The sequence below is a fragment of the Streptomyces sp. NBC_01478 genome (assembly GCF_036227225.1).
Classification (GTDB): Bacteria; Actinomycetota; Actinomycetes; order Streptomycetales; family Streptomycetaceae; genus Streptomyces.
In genome coordinates, this window is the sequence record NZ_CP109444.1 from 3139683 (window position 1) to 3159904 (window position 20222).

Annotated in this window: 16 protein-coding genes; 5 read left to right on the plus strand and 11 right to left on the minus strand. The window is 69.2% G+C overall.

Annotated features, from left to right (window positions below; genetic code table 11):
* Positions 1 to 18: 18 nt before the first annotated feature.
* The 3 genes from OG223_RS14190 to OG223_RS14200 all read right to left on the minus strand — a co-directional run bounded on the left by OG223_RS14190 (position 19) and on the right by OG223_RS14200 (position 2605).
* On the minus strand, positions 19 to 1125 hold the full coding sequence (locus OG223_RS14190; protein WP_329247401.1) for an amidohydrolase family protein: 1107 nt from the start codon (positions 1123 to 1125) through the stop codon (positions 19 to 21).
* Positions 1126 to 1227: 102 nt separating this feature from the next.
* Positions 1228 to 1560 (minus strand): hypothetical protein, encoded by a 333-nt coding sequence (locus tag OG223_RS14195; protein ID WP_329247404.1) that lies wholly within the window; start codon positions 1558 to 1560, stop codon positions 1228 to 1230.
* A gap of 91 nt (positions 1561 to 1651) precedes the next feature.
* Positions 1652 to 2605, minus strand: a complete 954-nt coding sequence (locus OG223_RS14200) for a heme o synthase (RefSeq protein WP_329265271.1) — start codon at positions 2603 to 2605, stop codon at positions 1652 to 1654.
* A gap of 356 nt (positions 2606 to 2961) precedes the next feature.
* On the opposite strand from OG223_RS14200, the gene tkt reads away from it, so the two are divergent.
* From tkt to pgl, 5 genes are read left to right on the plus strand one after another with little or no spacing between them, the layout of a single operon-like run.
* Positions 2962 to 5049 (plus strand): transketolase, encoded by a 2088-nt coding sequence (gene tkt / locus OG223_RS14205; RefSeq protein WP_329247406.1) that lies wholly within the window; start codon positions 2962 to 2964, stop codon positions 5047 to 5049.
* A gap of 33 nt (positions 5050 to 5082) precedes the next feature.
* Positions 5083 to 6201 carry a transaldolase gene (tal, locus tag OG223_RS14210; RefSeq protein WP_329247409.1) on the plus strand — a complete coding sequence of 373 codons (1119 nt, stop codon included), beginning with the start codon at positions 5083 to 5085 and terminating at the stop codon, positions 6199 to 6201.
* 4 nt (positions 6202 to 6205) lie between these two features.
* Positions 6206 to 7744: a glucose-6-phosphate dehydrogenase gene (gene zwf, locus OG223_RS14215; RefSeq protein ID WP_329247411.1), complete on the plus strand. Its 1539-nt coding sequence runs from the start codon at positions 6206 to 6208 to the stop codon at positions 7742 to 7744.
* A complete protein-coding gene (gene opcA / locus OG223_RS14220; RefSeq protein WP_329247414.1) occupies positions 7741 to 8886 on the plus strand; it encodes a glucose-6-phosphate dehydrogenase assembly protein OpcA in 1146 nt (381 codons plus the stop codon). The genes zwf and opcA overlap by 4 nt, the downstream gene beginning before the upstream one ends.
* Positions 8887 to 8892: 6 nt before the next feature.
* Positions 8893 to 9675 carry a 6-phosphogluconolactonase gene (gene pgl / locus OG223_RS14225; RefSeq protein WP_329247416.1) on the plus strand — a complete coding sequence of 261 codons (783 nt, stop codon included), beginning with the start codon at positions 8893 to 8895 and terminating at the stop codon, positions 9673 to 9675.
* 80 nt (positions 9676 to 9755) lie between these two features.
* Here pgl and pgi read toward each other — a convergent pair whose 3' ends face one another.
* The 8 genes from pgi to OG223_RS14265 form a co-directional block, all read right to left on the minus strand.
* On the minus strand, positions 9756 to 11408 hold the full coding sequence (gene pgi, locus OG223_RS14230) for a glucose-6-phosphate isomerase (RefSeq protein WP_329247418.1): 1653 nt from the start codon (positions 11406 to 11408) through the stop codon (positions 9756 to 9758).
* A gap of 54 nt (positions 11409 to 11462) precedes the next feature.
* Entirely contained in the window at positions 11463 to 12731 is a 1269-nt protein-coding gene (locus OG223_RS14235) for an MFS transporter (protein WP_329247420.1), read from the minus strand.
* A gap of 133 nt (positions 12732 to 12864) precedes the next feature.
* Positions 12865 to 13200 carry an RNA polymerase-binding protein RbpA gene (locus OG223_RS14240; protein ID WP_003957010.1) on the minus strand — a complete coding sequence of 112 codons (336 nt, stop codon included), beginning with the start codon at positions 13198 to 13200 and terminating at the stop codon, positions 12865 to 12867.
* 207 nt (positions 13201 to 13407) lie between these two features.
* Positions 13408 to 13641 (minus strand): preprotein translocase subunit SecG, encoded by a 234-nt coding sequence (gene secG / locus OG223_RS14245; RefSeq protein ID WP_078652560.1) that lies wholly within the window; start codon positions 13639 to 13641, stop codon positions 13408 to 13410.
* Positions 13642 to 13745: 104 nt separating this feature from the next.
* Positions 13746 to 14501, minus strand: coding sequence for a triose-phosphate isomerase (gene tpiA, locus OG223_RS14250; protein WP_019060510.1), 756 nt, complete (start codon positions 14499 to 14501; stop codon positions 13746 to 13748).
* 41 nt (positions 14502 to 14542) lie between these two features.
* Positions 14543 to 15754, minus strand: coding sequence for a phosphoglycerate kinase (locus OG223_RS14255; protein WP_329247423.1), 1212 nt, complete (start codon positions 15752 to 15754; stop codon positions 14543 to 14545).
* Between the two features lie 160 nt (positions 15755 to 15914).
* Positions 15915 to 16925: a type I glyceraldehyde-3-phosphate dehydrogenase gene (gene gap, locus OG223_RS14260; RefSeq protein WP_329247426.1), complete on the minus strand. Its 1011-nt coding sequence runs from the start codon at positions 16923 to 16925 to the stop codon at positions 15915 to 15917.
* A 189-nt stretch (positions 16926 to 17114) separates the two neighbouring features.
* Complete coding sequence (locus tag OG223_RS14265) at positions 17115 to 20072, minus strand: M14 family metallopeptidase (RefSeq protein WP_329247429.1); 2958 nt, start codon at positions 20070 to 20072, stop codon at positions 17115 to 17117.
* Between the last annotated feature and the right edge of the window lie 150 nt (positions 20073 to 20222).

The window sequence follows — 20222 nt, forward strand, 5'->3', positions numbered from 1 at the left end:
GGGCCCAGTCTGTACAGCTCACTCCAGCCCGTACACCCTGTTTGCGTTGCCGACCGCGATCAGTCCCGCCACGCGTTGCGCGTCCGCCGACGACCAGGCCCCCTCGGCGACCCAGGTCCCGAGCACCCGCGCGAGCGCCTCGCGGAACAACCGGGCGCCCACGACGTGCAGTTCGGGCAGTCCGTGCGCCCCGCTGGAGAAGAGGATCTTGCCGAAGGGGGCCAGCTCCAGGATCTCGGCGAGGACGGTCGCGGCGCGGGCGCCGGTGCGGACGAGGGCGGCGCCGGAGTCGGCGTAGACGTGCGGGAAGACACCGGCGAGATGGGCCGCGTGCCGGTGGTACGGGTAGCTGTGCAGCAGCACCAGGTCGGTGCCGAGCCCGGCCGTCGCGCGCACGAAGTCGGTCAGCAGGACGGGGTCGGTGCGGTCGATGCGCAGGCCCGGTTCGCCCAGTCCGGCGTGCAGTTGGAGCGGCAGCCCGGACGCCACGGCGATCCACAGCAGGTGCCGCAGCAGCACCGGGTCGCTGAGCGTCCCGCCGACCCGCCGCCCGGCCAGCCAGCGGCCCGCCGCGCCCCGCACCTCACCGGGGCCGGGCGGTTCGGGCGCGAGCGCGAGACCGTGCCGTACGCCCGCCACGGAGGTGAAGGCCACCGCGCTGCCCGCGGCGCCGTGCACCGACTCGGCGAGGTTGGCGAGGAAGGACTCGACGGTGCCGGAGGTGTCGGCGACCTGTTCGGCGAGGAGTTCGAGGCGGACGATCTCCCGCGCGTCCGCCCGGCCGGCCGTCGCCATCTCGGCGGGTCCGGTGAGGTCGCCGGGCAGGCCCGTGTCGATCAGATACGTCGTGATGCCACTGCCGCGCAGCAGCCTGCGGCCCGCTTCCAGTACGCCGAGTTCACGGCGCCGGGCGAGATAGCGGGCGGGCGGGCAGTGCGGCTCCAGACCGAGCAGGGGCGGGCACCATCGTCGTACGGCGAATCCGGTCTGGGTGTCGAAGAGGGTGGTGCCGGGCGCGGGTGGGCCCTCGGTGCGGGCGAGTTGGGCCTCGAAGGTGCCGAGGCCCAGCTCCGTTCTCAGTACGCCGTGGCAGTACTGGTCCACGAGGGACGGCGTTTCGATCATCCGGGCTCCCCGTGGCTGGACCGTGCGTTCCTGAGGTCCTAACGGGTGAACCGGGTGTCAGGTGTTGCTCGCACACACCCCGTGTGAGCGGACGCCCCCTCGTCAGCCGTTGCTCGGGCCGCCGACCTGGATGCCCGCCATGCGGCTCCATTCGTACGGGCCCGTCTTCACCTTGGCCGCGAACTCGCCGTCGAAGTCCTCGTGGACGGTGATGCCGGACTTCTCGACGGCCTGCTGGGCGATCTCGTAGGTCGTGGCGACGAGGTCGCCCCAGCCGCCGTCCTCGCCGACGAGGACGATGCGGGCGCCGCGCTCCCCGATGTACGCGACCTGGCCCTCGGCCCCGCCGTGCGCCTTGGAGAAGGTGCCGATCTGCTTGGCGAGGCGGGCCACCTGGCGCTCGGCCTTCGCGTCAACCTGCTGCGTGTCTGCCATGCCCAGGATGCTACCGACGGGTAGATCGAACGGCGACGGGCGGGGTGAGTGACTCCTGCCTCAGGTCCTGCCCCAGGCCTTACCTCAGGCCCTACCTCAGGAAGGGGTCCACCGCGATCGCCACGAACAGGAGGGACACATAGGTGATCGACCAGTGGAACAGCCGCATCTCCTTGAGCTTGCCGCCGGTCACCTCGGCCTTGGCGCGGTTCTGCAGCCCGTGCGCCTCCCACAGCCAGAAGCCGCCGGCCAGCAGTGCGACCAGGGTGTAGAACCAGCCCGTGTAGCCGAGGGGCGTGAGCAGCAGGGAGACCGCGACCATGACCCAGCTGTAGATCACGATCTGCCGGGCGACCACCTTGTTCGAGGCGACGACCGGGAGCATCGGCACGCCCACGCGCGCGTAGTCGTCGCGGACCTTCATGGAGAGCGGCCAGTAGTGCGGCGGCGTCCAGAAGAACATGACGAGGAAGAGGATGATCGGCGCCCAGGACATCGAGTCCTTGACCGCGGACCAGCCGATGAGCACCGGGAGGCAGCCGGCGATGCCGCCCCACACGATGTTCTGCGAGGTACGGCGTTTGAGGATCATCGTGTAGACGACGACGTAGAAGAGGAGCGCTCCGAGCGCGAGCCACGCGGACAGCCAGTTGACGGTCAGGCCGAAGAGGAGTGTCGAGACGACGGCGAGGGTGATGCCGAAGGCGAGGCACTCGCGGGGGCTGACCATCCCGGTGACCAGGGGGCGCTGCGAGGTGCGGTCCATGAGCGCGTCGATGTCGCGGTCGATGTACATGTTGAGCGCGTTCGCGCCACCGGCGGACAGGTAGCCGCCGACACAGGTGAGGAGGACCAGCTTGAGGTCCGGTACACCCTGCTGGGCCAGGAACATCACCGGAACGGTGGTGATCAGCAGCAGCTCGATGATCCGCGGCTTCGTCAACGCCACGAACGCCATGACCCGGGCCCCGATCGGCCGTCGGCTCGGGCTCTGACTCGCCCCGACAATCCCCGCTGGACGGGATTCAACGGCCGTCACGCACACCCCTGACAGAGACATCCCAGCAAGCCTTCGGGTGTGAACTCCCCGTAAAGGCTCACGCGTACCACGCCACTGTAGACGTTGCCCAGACCCGGACATTCGCGGGGGTGGGGTCGTGTTGGGGAGCACCCCCGGAAGAGCTGATCACGCCTCTGTTGAGCACTCGAACGAGCACCTCCGTATTCAGTTGCCGAATACGAAACGACCCAGTCGGGAGGCGGATCCGCGAGAGTCCCGGCAGTCTGGAATGACTCGAAAAAATGCACGTTCTTACGGGGGTAGGCTCGACAACGGCCGGTGGGCGCCGCGTGCACCGGCATTCGACATGCGTGACATGTGGAGAGGAGCCCTGACCCAGGGTGAGCACCAAGCCGACCACCACAGACCTCGAGTGGACCGAGTTGGACCAGCGGGCGGTGGACACCGCCCGCGTCCTGGCCGCCGATGCCGTACAGAAGGTCGGTAACGGCCATCCCGGTACGGCGATGAGCCTGGCCCCGGCCGCGTACACCCTCTTCCAGAAGGTGATGCGCCACGACCCCGCCGACGCCGACTGGGTCGGACGCGACCGGTTCGTGCTGTCCGCCGGTCACTCGTCCCTGACCCTCTACACGCAGCTCTACCTGGCCGGTTTCGGCCTGGAGCTGGCCGACCTCGAAGCGTTCCGTACGTGGGGCTCCAAGACTCCGGGGCACCCCGAGTACGGGCACACCACCGGTGTGGAGACGACGACCGGCCCGCTGGGCCAGGGTGTCGCCAACGCCGTGGGCATGGCGATGGCCGCCCGCTACGAGCGCGGTCTGTTCGACCCGGACGCCCCGCAGGGCGAGTCCCCCTTCGACCACTTCATCTACGCGATCGCCGGTGACGGCTGCCTCCAGGAGGGCATCTCCGCGGAGGCGTCCTCCATGGCCGGCCACCAGGAGCTCGGCAACCTCATCCTCCTGTGGGACGACAACCACATCTCCATCGAGGGCGACACCGAGACCGCGGTCTCCGAGGACACCGTCAAGCGCTACGAGGCCTACGGCTGGCACGTCCAGCGCGTCGCCCCGAAGCCGGACGGCGACCTCGACCCGCACGCCATCTACAACGCCATCGAGGCCGCGAAGAAGGTGACGAACAAGCCGTCGTTCATCGCGATGCGCTCGATCATCGCCTGGCCCGCGCCGAACGCGCAGAACACCGAGGCCGCGCACGGCTCGGCGCTCGGCGCCGACGAGGTCGCGGCCACCAAGCGCGTCCTCGGCTTCGACCCGGAGAAGTCCTTCGACGTCTCCGACGACGTCCTCAAGCACACCCGCCAGGCGCTGGAGCGGGGCCGCGAGGCGAAGGCCACGTGGGACCCGTCGTACCAGGAGTGGCGCACGAACAACCCGGAGCGCGCCGCCGAGTACGACCGCATCCGCGCGGGCGAGCTGCCGGCCGGCTGGGAGGAGCAGCTCCCCGTGTTCGAGGCGGGCAAGGGTGTCGCCACCCGTGCCGCGTCCGGCAAGGTGCTCCAGGCGCTCGGTGCCGTCATCCCCGAGCTGTGGGGCGGCTCCGCCGACCTCGCGGGCTCCAACAACACGACGATCGACAAGACCTCCTCGTTCCTCCCGGCGGACAACCCGCTGCCGGAGGCGAACCCGTACGGCCGCACGATCCACTTCGGCATCCGCGAGCACTCCATGGGCGCGGAGCTGAACGGCATCACCCTGCACGGCAACACGCGTGCCTACGGCGGTACGTTCCTCGTCTTCTCCGACTACATGCGCAACGCGGTCCGTCTCTCCGCGCTGATGCACCTGCCGGTGACGTACGTGTGGACGCACGACTCCGTCGGTCTCGGCGAGGACGGCCCGACCCACCAGCCGGTCGAGCACCTCGCGTCGCTGCGCGCGATCCCGGGCCTGAACGTGGTCCGCCCGGCCGACGCCAACGAGACGGCGATCGCCTGGCGCGAGGTCCTGCGCCGCTACACGAAGGTCTACGGCGAGGGCGCCCCGCACGGTTTCGCGCTGACGCGCCAGGGTGTGCCGACGTACGAGGCCAACGAGGACACCGCCAAGGGCGGCTATGTGCTGTTCGAGGCGTCCACGGGTACGCCCGAGGTGATCCTCATCGGCACCGGTTCCGAGGTGCACGTGGCCGTCGAGGCGCGCGAGCAGCTCGAGGCTTCCGGTGTGCCGACGCGGGTCGTGTCCATGCCGTGTGTGGAGTGGTTCGACGCGCAGGACCAGGGGTACCGGGAGAGCGTGCTGCCGCCGTCCGTCAAGGCGCGGGTCGCGGTCGAGGCCGGGATCGGCCTGACCTGGTACCGCTTCGTCGGGGACGCCGGTCGCATCGTTTCCCTGGAGCACTTCGGGGCTTCCGCCGACGGCAAGGTGCTCTTCCAGGAGTTCGGCTTCACTGCCGAGAATGTGGCCGCCAAGGCCCGGGAATCCATCGCCGCCGCCCAGAGCTGACGCTGACAAACGACACGTAGGAGATGCATTTCCATGACAGACGCACTCAAGCGCCTCTCCGAGGAAGGCGTCGCGATCTGGCTGGACGACCTGTCGCGCAAGCGGATCACGTCCGGCAACCTCGCCGAACTGATCGACCAGCAGCACGTCGTGGGCGTCACCACCAACCCGTCGATCTTCCAGAAGGCCATCTCGTCGGGCGACGGTTACGAGCAGCAGCTCACCGACCTCGCCGCCCGCAAGGTGACCGTCGAGGAAGCCATCCGCATGATCACGACGGCGGACGTCCGTGACGCCGCCGACATCCTGCGCCCGGTCTTCGACGCGAGCGGCGGCCAGGACGGCCGGGTGTCGATCGAGGTCGACCCGCGCCTCGCGCACAACACGGCGGCGACGATCGCCGAGGCCAAGCAGCTCGCGTGGCTGGTGGACCGGCCCAACACCCTGATCAAGATCCCGGCCACCAGGGCGGGCCTCCCGGCGATCACCGAGGTCATCGGCCTCGGTATCAGCGTCAACGTCACGCTGATCTTCTCGCTGGCGCGCTACCGCGAGGTGATGGACGCGTTCATCGCCGGCCTGGAGAAGGCCAAGGAGCGCGGCCTGGACCTCTCGAAGATCCACTCCGTGGCGTCCTTCTTCGTGTCCCGCGTGGACACCGAGATCGACAAGCGGATCGACGTGCTGGGCACCGACGAGGCCAAGGCCGCCCGCGGCAAGGCCGGTCTCGCCAACGCGCGGCTCGCCTACGAGGCGTACGAAGAGGTCTTCGCCACGCCGCGCTGGGCCGCCCTCGACAAGGCGCAGGCCAACAAGCAGCGTCCGCTGTGGGCCTCGACCGGCGTCAAGGACAAGGCGTACAAGGACACGCTGTACGTGGACGACCTGGTGGCGCCGAACACGGTGAACACCATGCCGGAGGCCACCCTTGAGGCCACCGACGACCACGGCCAGATCACCGGCAACACCATCTCCGGCACGTACGAGCAGTCCCGCGCCGAGATCGCCGCCGTGGAAGCGCTCGGCATCTCTTACGACGAGGTCGTGCAGTTGCTGGAGGACGAGGGCGTCGAGAAGTTCGAGGCGGCCTGGACCGACCTGCTCAAGTCGACCGAGGCGGAGCTTTCGCGCCTCGCCCCCTCGGAGGGCTGAGACCTTGGCTCCTCATTCCGGTTCCGGAGCGAACCCGCTTCGTGACCCCGCCGACCGACGGCTCCCGCGTATCGCGGGGCCGTCGGGCCTGGTCATCTTCGGCGTAACAGGCGATTTGTCACGCAAAAAGCTGATGCCCGCCGTGTACGACCTCGCCAACCGGGGTCTGCTGCCGCCGGGCTTCTCGCTCGTGGGCTTCGCCCGCCGCGAGTGGCAGCACGAGGACTTCGCGCAGGAGGTCCACGACGCCGTCAAGGAGCATGCCCGTACGCCGTTCCGTGAGGAGGTCTGGCAGCAGCTCGTCCAGGGGATGCGCTTCGTCCAGGGCACCTTCGACGACGACGACGCGTTCGAGCGGCTCCGCGACACGATCGACGAACTGGACAAGGCACAGGGCACGGGCGGCAACTTCGCCTTCTATCTGTCGGTGCCGCCGCGTTCCTTCCCGGTCGTCATCCAGCAGTTGAAGAAGCACGGTCTCGCCGACCAGGACAAGAATTCCTGGCGTCGCGCGGTCATCGAGAAGCCCTTCGGCCACGACCTCAAGTCGGCCGAGGATCTCAACCGGGTCGTGCACGAGGTGTTCGCCGCGGACCAGGTCTTCCGCATCGACCACTACCTCGGCAAGGAGACCGTCCAGAACATCCTGGCGCTCCGCTTCGCCAACACGATGTTCGAGCCGATCTGGAACCGGTCCTTCGTGGACCACGTGCAGATCACCATGGCCGAGGACATCGGCATCGGCGGCCGGGCCGGCTACTACGACGGCATCGGCGCCGCCCGTGACGTCATCCAGAACCACCTGCTCCAGTTGATGGCGCTGACCGCGATGGAGGAGCCCTCCTCCTTCTCCGCCGACGCGCTGGCCGCCGAGAAGGAGAAGGTGCTCGGCGCGGTACGGCTGCCGAAGGACCTGGGCAAGAACACGGTCCGCGGGCAGTACGCCGAGGGCTGGCAGGGCGGCGAGAAGGCCGTCGGCTATCTCCAGGAAGACGGCATCGACCCCAAGTCGAAGACCGACACCTACGCGGCCATCAAGGTCGAGGTCGACAACCGCCGCTGGGCGGGCGTCCCCTTCTACCTGCGCACCGGCAAGCGTCTGGGCCGCCGTGTCACCGAGATCGCGGTGGTCTTCCAGCGCGCCCCGCACTCCCCCTTCGACCAGACGGCGACGGAGGAGCTGGGCCAGAACGCGATCGTCTTCCGCGTCCAGCCCGACGAGGGCGTCACGGTCCGCTTCGGCTCCAAGGTGCCCGGCACCTCGATGGAGATCCGGGACGTCTCCATGGACTTCGCCTACGGCGAGTCGTTCACGGAGTCCAGCCCGGAGGCGTACGAGCGGCTGATCCTCGACGTCCTGCTCGGCGACTCGAACCTCTTCCCGCGCACCGAGGAGGTCGAGCTGTCCTGGAAGATCCTCGACCCGATCGAGCAGTACTGGGACAAGCACGGCAAGCCCGCGCAGTACCAGTCCGGGACCTGGGGTCCGGTCGAGGCGGACGAAATGCTCGCACGAGAGGGACGGAGCTGGCGTCGGCCATGAAAATAGACCTCACCGACACCACTGCCAGCAAGATCAACAAGGGGCTGGTGAAAGCCCGCCGCGCCATCGGCACCCCGGCCGTCGGCATGGTGCTCACCCTCGTCGTCGTCACGGACGAGGAGAACGCCTACGACGCCCTGAAGGCCGCCAACGACGCGTCGCGCGAGCACCCCTCGCGCACGCTCGTGGTCATCAAGCGCGTATCGCGCTCGTCCCGCAGCCGCACCCAGTCCCGCCTCGACGCCGAGGTACGGGTGGGCACGGACGCGGGCAGCGGCGAGACGGTCGTCCTGCGGCTCTACGGCGAGGTCTCCGACCATGCCCAGTCCGTGGTGCTGCCGCTGCTGCTGCCGGACGCGCCGGTGGTGGTCTGGTGGTCGGTGGACGCGCCGCGCGACACGGCGAACGACCCGCTGGGCGCCCTGAGCCAGCGCCGGGTCACCGACAGCTATGCGGCGGAGAAGCCCGTCGACGAGCTGCGGTCCCGCGCCGAGAGCTACGAACCGGGCGACACCGACCTGGCCTGGGCCCGGATCACGCCGTGGCGTTCGATGCTGGCCGCCGCGCTCGACCAGGTCTCCTCGGAGATCGTCTCCGCCGAGGTGGCGGGCGAGGAGTCCAACCCGAGCGTCGAACTGCTCGCGATGTGGCTCGCCGACCGCCTCCACGTGCATGTCCGGCGGGCGGTCTCCGCGGGTCCCGGTCTGACCCAGGTCCGCCTGGAGACGACCGGCGGGCCCATCACGCTGCACCGGTCCGACGGGGCGATGGCCACCCTGGCCCTGCCCGGCCAGCCGGACCGCGCGGTGGCGCTCAAGCGCCGCGAGACGTCCGAGCTGCTGGCGGAGGAGCTGCGCCGGCTCGACCCGGACGACACCTACGCGTCCGCGCTGCGGTTCGGCGTGGACCGGCTGGGCGGGATCCAGTCGGCGGCGGAGCGGGCGGAGGCGGCCGCCGACCAGCCTGTACCGGCGCTGCCGGTGCGCGGGGTGGCGGAGGGGGCGCCCGCGCCCGCGTCGGCATCGGCATCGGCATCGGCTGCTACGTCAGCTTCGGCATCGGCGTCTGCTTCGGCGGACGCGGGTGACGCCGACCGGCCGACCCCCGCGAAGATGCCCCCGGTCAAGAAGCAAGAAGGCTGATCCGCAGTGAGCACTCCCCAACTCGTCGTCCACCGCGACAAGGAGCTGATGGCCCAGGCCGCCGCGGCCCGGCTGATCACGAAGATCGTGGACGCGCAGGCCTCGCGCGGCTACGCCTCGATCGTGCTCACCGGCGGTCGCAACGGCAACGGTCTGCTGGCAGCCCTGGCGGGTCAGCCCGCCCGGGACGCCATCGACTGGGGCCGGCTCGACCTGTGGTGGGGCGACGAGCGGTTCCTGCCCGAGGGCGACCCGGAGCGCAATGTCACCCAGGCCCGCGAGGCGCTGCTCGACGCGGTGCCGCTGGACCCGAAGCGCGTGCACGCCATGCCCGCGTCCGACGGTCTCTACGGCAACGACGTGGAAGCGGCTGCGGCCGGTTACGCCGAGGAACTCGCCCGGTCCGCCGGTCCCGAGAACCACGGTTCGGTCCCGACCTTCGACGTCCTGATGCTGGGCGTCGGCCCGGACACCCATGTGGCGTCGCTCTTCCCGGAGTTGCCCGCCGTACGGGAGACCGAGCGCACGGTCGTCGGCGTCCACGGCGCGCCCAAGCCGCCGCCGACCCGGGTCACCCTGACCCTGCCGGCGATCCGGTCGGCCCGCGAGGTGTGGCTGCTCGCGGCCGGCGAGGACAAGGCGGAGGCCGCGGCGATCGCCCTGTCCGGCGCGGGCGAGATCCAGGCACCGGCGGCCGGTGCCCAGGGCCGCGCCCGCACCCTGTGGCTGCTGGACGCGGCGGCGGCCTCGCAGTTGCCGCGCGCCCTGTATCCGCCGGCTTCGGCCTGACACCGGCACCTTGGTGACGAAGCCCCCGTACGGCCTTCCGGTCGTACGGGGGCTTCGGTGTCTTCAGCGGGCCTGGCGGCTCAACGGCCGCGCAGCTCCCGGTACTTGGCGACCAGGGCCGTCGTCGACGCGTCCAGGCCGGGTACGTCGGCACCGTCGGTGAGGGCGGGTTCGACGCGCTTGGCGAGGACCTTGCCCAGTTCGACGCCCCACTGGTCGAAGGAGTCGATGTTCCAGACGGCGCCCTGCACGAACACCTTGTGCTCGTAGAGCGCGATGAGCTGGCCGAGCACCGACGGGGTCAGCTCGCGGGCCAGGATCGTGGTGGTGGGGTGGTTGCCCTGGAACGTCTTGTGCGGCACCAGCTCCTCCGCCACCCCCTCCGCACGCACCTCGTCGGGCGTCTTGCCGAACGCCAACGCCTGGGTCTGCGCGAAGAAGTTGGCCATCAGCAGATCGTGCTGCGCCTTCAGCCCCTCGCTCAGCTCCGCCACCGGCTCGGCGAAACCGATGAAGTCCGCCGGGATCAACTTCGTGCCCTGGTGGATGAGTTGGTAATACGCGTGCTGCCCGTTCGTCCCCGGCGTACCCCACACCACCGGCCCGGTCTGCCACTCCACCGGATTCCCGTCCCGGTCCACCGACTTGCCGTTGGACTCCATGTCCAACTGCTGCAAGTAGGCGGTGAACTTGGAGAGGTAGTGGCTGTACGGCAGTACCGCGTGCGACTGGGCGTCGTGGAAGTTGCCGTACCAGACGCCCAACAGGCCAAGGAGCAAAGGCACGTTGGACTCGGCGGGCGCGGTGCGGAAGTGCTCGTCGACGAGGTGGAAACCGTCGAGCATCTCCCGGAAACGGTCCGGGCCGACGGCGATCATCAGCGACAGCCCGATCGCCGAGTCGAACGAGTAGCGTCCGCCGACCCAGTCCCAGAACTCGAACATGTTGTCCGTGTCGATACCGAAGTCCGACACCTTCCCCGCGTTCGTCGACAGCGCCACGAAGTGCTTGGCGACGGCGTCCTGATCGGCCTTCAGCTCGGTGAGCAGCCAGTCGCGGGCCGAGGTCGCGTTGGTGATCGTCTCGATCGTGGTGAACGTCTTGGAGGCGATGATGAACAGCGTCTCCGCCGGGTCGAGGTCACGGGTCGCCTCGTGCAGGTCGGCGCCGTCCACGTTCGACACGAACCGGACCGTCAGACCGCGGTCGGTGAAGCCGCGCAGCACCTCGTACGCCATCGCCGGACCGAGGTCCGAGCCGCCGATGCCGATGTTGACGATGTTCTTGATGCGCTTGCCGGTGTGGCCGGTCCACTCGCCGGAGCGGACGCGGTCGGCGAAGCCGGCCATCTTGTCGAGGACCGCGTGCACTTGGGGCACCACGTTCTCGCCGTCGACCTCGATCACGGCGTCACGCGGGGCACGCAGCGCGGTGTGCAGGACCGCGCGGTCCTCGGTGACGTTGATCTTCTCGCCGCGGAACATCGCGTTCCGCAGGCCGAACACGTCCGTGGCGGCGGCCAGCGCGTGCAGCAGCCGCAGGGTCTCGTCGGTGACGAGGTGCTTCGAGTAGTCGAGGTGCAGGTCACCGACCCGGAGCGTGTAGCCGGTGCCGCGCCCGGGATCGGCGGCGAACAGCTCCCGCAACCGGACCTCGCCGAGCTCCTCGCGGTGCTTGGCCAAGGCGGTCCACTCGGGCGTCTGGTTGAGCCTGGTACGGCCGTCTGCGTTCATTGCGACTTCAGCCTTCTTTCCTACCGACCTGGGGGCCGGTTCCAACCTAATTGATCAGCCCGTGACATGAGCGGTCGTCGCGTCGTCGTGCGGGGCAACAACAGGTACGTCCGGCTTGACCGCAGGTATCAGTGCGGTGACCGACAGGACGAAGAAGGCGGCGGTGAGCAGTGCGGGTGTGTTCAGTCCCCAGGCCGTCGCGGTGAGGCCACCGAGGAGGGCGCCCAGTGGGGCCCCGGCGACGGCCAGGGTACGGAACGCGGAACTGACCCGGCCCAGCATGTCGGCGGGAGCGCGCTGCTGCATCAGGGTCGTCGTGTTGACGTTCCACACCATGCCCATGAAGCCGAAGACCGCGAGGGCGGCCACGACCGCGGTCAGGCTGCGCACGGAGCCCATGACGACGAGGGCGCCGATCTGCACCAACCCCGCGAGCAGCACGCTCCGCAGCGGGCCCAGCCGGCCGGCGATCCGCCGGTTCACCGCTCCCCCGGCCAGGCCGCCGACGGCGTAGGCGGTGGTCGCCGCCGCGTATCCGGCGGTGCCCGCGTGCAGCCAGCCGGTCACCAGGACGACCAGGGTGGCGATCAGGGCGCCCATGCCGATGTTGCACAGGGCCGTCGCCGCGCACAGTCCGCGCAGGGGCCGGTCGCGCCAGAGGGTGCGCAGTCCGTCCGCGATCTCTCCGCGCAGCGTGCCGCCCGCCGGTCTCGGCGCGCGCTCGGGCGCCGCGGTGCGCAGGGAGGCGACCAGTGCGGCGGCCAGCAGGAAGGTCCCGGCGTCGGCCACGAAGGGCACGGCGGCCCCCGCGGCGAACAGCACCGGCACCACGGGCGCTCCCATCAGGCCGCCCGCGATCTGCTGTCCGGTCATCAGCCGGGCGTTGGCGCTGCCCAGCGCCGCGCGGTCCACCAGGGCCGGCAGCAGGGCCGTGGAGGCGTTGTCGAAAAGGGTCTGGAGTGTGGTCAGTGCGAAGGCCAGCGCGATGAGCAGGAGGATCGAGGCGTGGCCGAGGGCGACGGCCACGGCGAAGGCGGCGACGAGAAGGGCGCGGACCGCGTCCACCGTCCACATCGCGCGCCGCTGGTCCACCCGGTCGGCGACCGCGCCGCCGAGCAGCCCGAAGACGATCCAGGGCAGATAGCCGCAGGCGGTCACGGAGGCGATGAGCAGGGGCCGGTCCGTCAGCGAGACGGCGAGCAGGGGCAGTGCGGCACCCCGCAGCGCGTCCCCGAACCGCGAGATCACGGCGGCGCTCCACAGCCGCCCGAACCCCCCACGCCACGCGGGCACATGACTGCCCGTCACCTCGACCGTCGTCACCACTCCCCCTCACGGTTCGCCGATGCACAAACCGTAGAGGGCGGCACTGACAATCGGTCCGGAGGCGGTCGGCCGCCGGGGGGCCAAACAGCTCCGGCCAGACACCTTGTGGGCGTCCGGCCGGTTCCAACTCCTAGATTTCTCCCCGCAGTTTGGCGAGCGCCTCGGCGAGGATCGCCTCGCCGTCCGCGTCGCTGCGCCGCTCCCGTACATACGCGAGGTGCGTCTTGTAGGGCTCGGTGCGCGGCGGGTCCGGCGGGTTGTCCCGGTCCTGTCCGGCCGGGAAGCCGCAGCGCGGGCAGTCCCAAGTGTCGGGAACCTGCGCGTCGCTGGCGAAGCTGGGCTGCGTCTCGTGCCCGTTGGAGCACCAGAAGGAGATGCGCAGCCGGGGCGCGGACTCGCCACGCTCGGCCTCGCCCATCGGCCCCGCCCCGACCCGGCTTCCACGGATCGCGTTGCCACTTGCCACGGTCGTAACTCCCTGCGTGATGGTGCCGCGAAGCGAGTCGGCGTTTTCGCTCCGTTGCGAGCGCCTCAGTCTACGTAAGGCCCAACGCGCGTCCAGTGGTTGGAGTTACAGCCCCTACACCTAGACGCAAGCCCCATGATAGGCCGCGCTTAGCTGCGCGTACCGAACATGGGGCCTTACGTACGGAATGTGCGACGGAACGTGCGGTCAGCTCGTCTTCATCAGCAGACCGAGTACGACGATGCAGGCGAACCAGAGCACACCGAGCACCACGGTGATGCGGTCCAGGTTGCGCTCGGCGACCGACGAGCCGCCGACGGACGACGCCATGCCGCCACCGAACATGTCGGAGAGACCGCCGCCCTTCCCCTTGTGCATCAGCACCAGCAGCATCAACAGCAGGCTGAAGACGATCAGGGCGATCGAGAACCCCAAAACCACGGCTGGACCAACTTCCTCGGATTCGGATGGACGACGGGGACACGGCTGTGGAGCCATGTCCCCGCAAGGGTACGACGGATCGTCGCTACGGCCTACTCACGGCTTCACTGGTCGCGGAAGCGCGCGATCTTGACGAACTCGTCGGCGTCCAGCGAGGCACCGCCGACCAGGGCGCCGTCCACGTCGGGCTGGGCCATGATCTCGGCGACGTTGCCGGACTTGACGGAGCCGCCGTACTGGATGCGGACCTGGTCGGCCAGTTCCTGCGAGTACAGCTCGGCGAGCTTGCCGCGGATGGCCTGGCAGACCTCCTGGGCGTCGCCGGCGCCGCAGACCTTGCCGGTGCCGATGGCCCACACGGGCTCGTAGGCGATGACGATCGACTCGGCCTGCTCGGCGGGGACGTCCTTGAGACCGCCCTCGACCTGGGAGAGCGTGTGGGCGACGTGGTTGCCCGCCTCGCGGATGTCGAGTTCCTCGCCGACGCAGAGGATCGGGGTCAGGCCGTGCTTGTAGGCGGCCTTGACCTTGGCGTTGACGATCTCGTCGGTCTCCGCGTGGTACTGGCGGCGCTCGGAGTGGCCGATCGCCACGTACGTGCACTTCAGCTTGGCCAGCATCGCACCGGAGATCTCGCCGGTGTAGGCGCCGGAGTCGTGCGCCGAGATGTCCTGGGCGCCGTACTTGATCTTGAGCTTGTCGCCGTCGACCAGGGTCTGCACGGAGCGCAGGTCGGTGAAGGGCGGCAGGACGGCGACCTCGACGGCCTCGTAGTCCTTGTCCGCGAGGGCGAAGGCGAGCTTCTGGACGTGGGCGATGGCCTCGAGGTGGTTGAGGTTCATCTTCCAGTTGCCCGCCATGATCGGCGTGCGCCCAGAGGAAATAGATGGAGCCATTGAGGTCAGTCCTCCAGTGCGGCGAGGCCGGGGAGCGTCTTGCCCTCGAGGTATTCGAGGGAGGCGCCGCCGCCGGTCGAGATGTGGCCGAATGCGGTCTCGTCGAAGCCCAGGATGCGGACGGCCGCGGCGGAGTCGCCACCGCCGACGACCGTGAAGGCCGGGGAGTCGAGAAGGGCCTGGGCGACCGCCTTGGTGCCCTCGGCGTAGTCGGGGTGCTCGAAGACGCCCATCGGACCGTTCCAGAAGATGGTGGCCGCGTCGGCGAGCTTCGAGGCGTACAGGGCACCGGTCTCGGGACCGATGTCGAGGCCCATCTGGTCGGCGGGGATGGCGTCCGCGGCGACGACGGTGGGGTTGGAGGGGGCCTTCGTCTTCAGGTCCGGGAACCCGGCCGAGGTCACGACGTCGACGGGGACGACCAGCTCGACGCCGTTCTTCTCGGCGCGCTCGACGTACTCGGTGACGGCGGGCAGTTGGTCGTCCTGGACCAGGGAGGCGCCGATCTCGTAGCCCTTGGCCTTGAGGAAGGTGAAGGCCATGCCGCCGCCGATGAGGATGCGGTCGGCCTTGCCGAGGAGCTGGTCGATGACGGCGAGCTTGTCGGAGACCTTGGAGCCGCCGAGGGCTACGACGTAGGGCCGCTTGACGTCCTCGGTGAGCTTCTTCAGGACGCCGACCTCGGTGGCGATGAGGTAGCCGGCGTAGTGCGGCAGGCGGGCCGGGAGGTCGTACACGGAGGCGTGCTTGCGGTGCACGGCGCCGAAACCGTCGCCTACGTAGATGTCCGCCAGGGCGGCGAGCTGGTCGGCGAACTCGCCGCGCTCGACGTCGTCCTTGGCGGTCTCGCCCGCGTTGAAGCGCAGGTTCTCGATGACCGCGACCTGGCCGGGCTCCAGGCCGCGCACCGCGTCGTGGGCGGCCGGGCCGACGGTGTCCTGGGCGAACGCGACCGGCGCGCCCAGGAGTTCGGCGAGGCGCTCGGCGGGCTGGAGGAGGGAGAAGGCCGGGTCCGGGGCGCCCTTGGGGCGGCCCAGGTGCGAGGCCACGATCACCTTGGCGCCCGCCTCGACGAGAGCCTTGATCGTGGGCAGCACGGCGCGGATGCGGCCGTCGTCGGTGATGAGGCCGTCGGCCAGCGGGACGTTGAGGTCGGCGCGGACGAAGACCCGCTTGCCGTCCACTCCTTCGGCGAGGAGTTCGTCGATCGTCTTCATGGAATGGGGCTCCTAGGGAGGGCTCTTCAGGCTCTTCGGATCCGAGAGGGCCGATCGATCACTACGGAGTAGTCGATCGATCTCTACGCAGTACAGGGCTCGGGCAGCGCGGCGTGCGCTGACCGAGCCCTGACTCACATCGAGTTGCCTGCTCTGGAGGTCAGAGCTGGCCGCCGACGAAGACCGTGAGGTCGACGAGGCGGTTGGAGTAGCCCCACTCGTTGTCGTACCAGCCGAGGATCTTCACCGTGTTGCCTTCCTGAACCATCGTCAGGAGGGAGTCGAAGGTGCAGGAGGCCTGGTCGCCGACGATGTCCGAGGAGACGATCGGGTCCTCGGTGTAGGACAGGTAACCCTTGAGGTCGCCGTCCTCGGAGGCCTTCTTGAACGCGGCGTTGACCTCGTCCTTGGTGACCTCGCGCTGCAGCGTCACGACCAGGTCGGTGGCCGAGCCGGTCGGGACCGGGACGCGCATCGCGATGCCGTCGAGCTTGCCCTTGAGCTGCGGGAGGACCAGGGCGGTGGCCTTGGCGGCACCGGTGGTGGTCGGGATGATGTTCTCGGCGGCGGCACGCGCGCGACGCAGGTCCGAGTGCGGGAAGTCCAGGATGCGCTGGTCGTTCGTGTACGCGTGCACCGTGGTCATCAGGCCCTTGACGATGCCGAAGTTCTCGTCGAGAACCTTGGCCATCGGCGCCACACAGTTGGTGGTGCAGGAGGCGTTCGAGATGACGTGGTGCTGGGCCGCGTCGTACTTGTCCTGGTTGACGCCCATCACGATCGTGATGTCCTCGTCCTTGGCCGGAGCCGAGATGAGGACCTTCTTGGCGCCGCCGGCGATGTGCTTCTCGGCGTCGGCCTTCTTCGTGAAGATGCCGGTCGACTCGATGACGATGTCGACGCCCAGCTCGCCCCACGGGATGTCGGCGGGGTTGCGCTCGGACAGCACCTTGATCGTGTGCCCGTCGACGGTGATCGTGTCGGCGGTGTGCGACACCTCGGCCTGCAGGCGGCCCAGGATGGTGTCGTACTTGAGCAGGTGAGCGGTGGTCGCGGTGTCACCCAGGTCGTTGACAGCCACGATCTCGATGTCAGCACCCTGCTTCAGCAGCGCGCGGAAGTAGTTACGACCGATGCGGCCAAAGCCGTTGATGCCTACGCGGATCGTCACGAACCGATCTCCTCGTTGGTACGCCGGCTCAGTGCCGGCGAGTTGTATGGGATGTCCCCGACCGCCTACGACCCTACCCTCCTGAGCCCCCCGGGGTGACATCGAGATGCCCCATACACCGCAGGGCGGTCCGTACCCGCCAGTAGGGGTACGGACCGCCCTCGATGTTCATGACATCGACACGCCGAGTCAGCTCTTGAGGGCCGCCAGCGCCTTCTTGAGCAGGGTCGCGCGGTCACCGGCCGCGGTGACCTGTTCCAGGCCGAAGCCCAGCAGAACGGTGCGGTCGGTGGTGACCGCGCCGTACGTCTGGAAGAGGGCTCCGGTGCGGGTCCAGTCGTTCAGGACCGCGGGGCTGCCGGCCGGCGGGCCGGTCACGGTCCAGGCGCCGAGGGAGGTCTCGAAGCCCTCGGCCTGGGTGGCCGTGCCGCCCACGACGAGCGAGGTGTCGTCGGCGAGGACGCCGTGGCCGCCGCTGCCCGGGTCGGTGATGTAGCTCAGCGAGACCTCGACGGACTTGCCGGCGTAGGCGCTCAGGTCGAAGCCGACCTGCTGCCAGCCGTTGGAGGCGCCGGTGAGGCTGTTCCACGAACCGGTGGTGCCGGTCGCGGTGCAGCCGCTGTTCGCGATCGTCAGGTAGTGCTTGAGCCACGGGTGCTCGGCGACCAGGAACCCGGCCTCGCACTCCGTCGGCACGGCGATGCTGGTGGCGCCGCCCACCTCCGGGAGCGTGGTCCAGTCGTCGGCCCCGGTGGTGTGGATCTCGACCACGGCGTGGTCGTAGCCGGGCTCGGTGTCCCACAGCAGCTCGCTGCGCAGCGTGGGCTTGTCGGCCGCGCTCACCCCGGTGAGGTCGATGGTGCGGGTGAGGCGCTTGTAGGAGTCGTCGTTGTGGACGGCGGCCGCCATGTAGGAGCCCGCGTAGGGGCCGTACGGGTTGACGGTCCCGGCGAACTTGCCCGCCCCGGCACTCGCGAACTGCGGGTACCTGGTGGGCGACAGCGAGTCGGAGGTGACGCTGTAGGTGCCGGCCCGGTCCAGCGGGTTGCCGGGCGCGCCGCTGAGCGGCCCGGTGAATCCGTCGAGCTTGCCGGAGCCGGTGAAGCCGGTGGCCCCAGGGGTGGACGTACGGGAGTAGGCGCCCAGGTAGTACTGGCTGAAGTCGTTCGAGGGGGTGCCGTCCGCGAGGGCGACGGAGCCGCCGGCCTGCTCGCCTGCCTCGATCAACTTGCCGCCCTCGTTGAGGAAGGCGCGCAACTGGAGCTGGGTGCCGTTGCCCGGTCCCGCGGTGCCCGAGTAGTGGACGACGGTCTTGAAGTGGTCGAGCACGGCGAGCGCGTCGGGCGCGCCCTGGGTGGCGACGTCCCAGACGATCGCCTTACGGCCGTTGGCCTTCAGGGCGTCGACGTAGGTCTGCGCCTGGGTGGCGGCAGCGCCCTCCTCGGCGACGACAAGGGTGTCCGCCGAGGGCAGCTTGGCCACCGTGTACGTGAAGTGCGCGCTGGATGTGGGCTTCCCGGCCTTGGTCTTACCGGTGAACCAGACCTCGACCTTGTCGCCCGGGGCGCCGCCCTTGACCTTGGCCCGGTACTCGTCGAAGTACAGGTTGTCGTCCCCGCCGTAGGTCTGGCCGCCCTTCCAGGACTTGAGCGCCCTGTCCTGCGTACGGCCGCCGTTGACGCGGTACTTGAGCTCCTTGTCGCGCACGGACTTCCGTACGACGACGGAGACCTCCTGGTCGGCGCCGCGCGCGTACGACGTCGAGAAGGTGGCCGGGGTGAAGTCGGCGGCACTCAGGCCGACCGAGGAGGCCGGCTGGTCGGGGTGGGCGACGGTCTCGGCGACGGAGAGCGCGAAGGGGATGTTCTTCGCGAACTCGTCCTGGATCAGCTTCTCGTCGTCCGGGTAGTTGAAGACGGACTGGCAGTCGGCCGCGTTCCAGGCGTCGTTGGGGTCGATGTTCGACGCGGTCTGGCAGGTCGACATCTCGGGGGTGAACATCGACATGCCGTTGACGTTCGACCCGTGGCCGTCCGCCTCGCCGTTGGTCGTGTACAGCTCCGAGGAGACCTGCGAGTGGTAGCCGGGGATCGCCGGGTTGTCGGGCGTGCCCGCGAGCGCCTTGTAGAGCACGTCGTCCGGGGTGGGTGTCGCGACCTGCCAGCCGACTCCGTAGAGGAGGAGTTCGGCGGCGGAGTGGTAGTTGATGCCGTAGCTGAAGCCGATCCGCTGCTCGAAGTTGTCGAGTGCCTTGGTCTCGGGCTCGGAGGCCGGAGCCGTGCCGCGATACGTCTCACTGGTGGGGTTCGGGGACGAACCCTCGTCGTCGTAGCCCCACTTGTAGGCGAAGTTGCGGTTGAGGTCGACGCCGTCGCCGGTGGAGATGGTGCCGTCGCCGTTGACGTCCCGCAGGTTCTTGCGCCACAAGCGGGTGTCGGAGTTCTGGAAGGTGTAGTCGTAGCCGTCCGGGTTGGCGGACAGCACGAACCACAGCTCGGTCGAGTCGACGATCTTCTTGACGCGCTTGTCGGTCTTGTAGTTGTCCACGTAGTAGTGCATCAGCCGGCGGGTCATCTCCGGCGTGATCCACTCGCGCGCGTGCTGGTTGGACACGTACAGCACGGAGGGCTTGGAGCCGTCCTTGGTCTTCTTCGCGTTCTTGGTCAGTTTGAGCGCGAGGATGTCCTGACCGTCGACCGTCTTCCCGATGGACTCGACCTTGGTGAGCCCGGGATTGGCCTGCCCGGTCCTGACGATCTCCTCCTTCAGACCACCACTTCCGCCGTACGGCCGGAAGACCCCCTGCGCCGCGTCCTCGACGCGGGTCTCGGCCTTCGCCGACAGGGTGTGCTCGGTGAGGTCGACGCCCTGCTTCTCCAGTTTCCCGGCCTGCTGGTCGGTGAGGTAGACCTCGACGGCCGTTTTGCCGGACGCGGAGAACTTGTTGTCGCCGAGTTCGTGCGCGTCCTGTCCGGCCTTCAGGAGCAGGGGTATCTGCTTCTGGGTGACGTCCGCGCGGAAGACCTTGACCTCGTCCGGGTCGGACTTCGCGGAACTCCCGCCCTGCGCCTGGGCGATCGGTGCGATGCTCGCCCCGGTGATCAGGAGCGCGCCGACAGCGAGGATCGATCTCGCTCTGTGTCTCATGAATCCCCCTAGCAATCGTTCGCCACAGCAGCGAACAGTTGCCAGGCTCATGACACTTCATGATCGAGTCAAGGGCGACACAAGGACAGACAAACGCCGTTACGGAGCCCTTCGGGAAGCTCGGCGGGCAGTGCCGGGGAAACGCGGGCC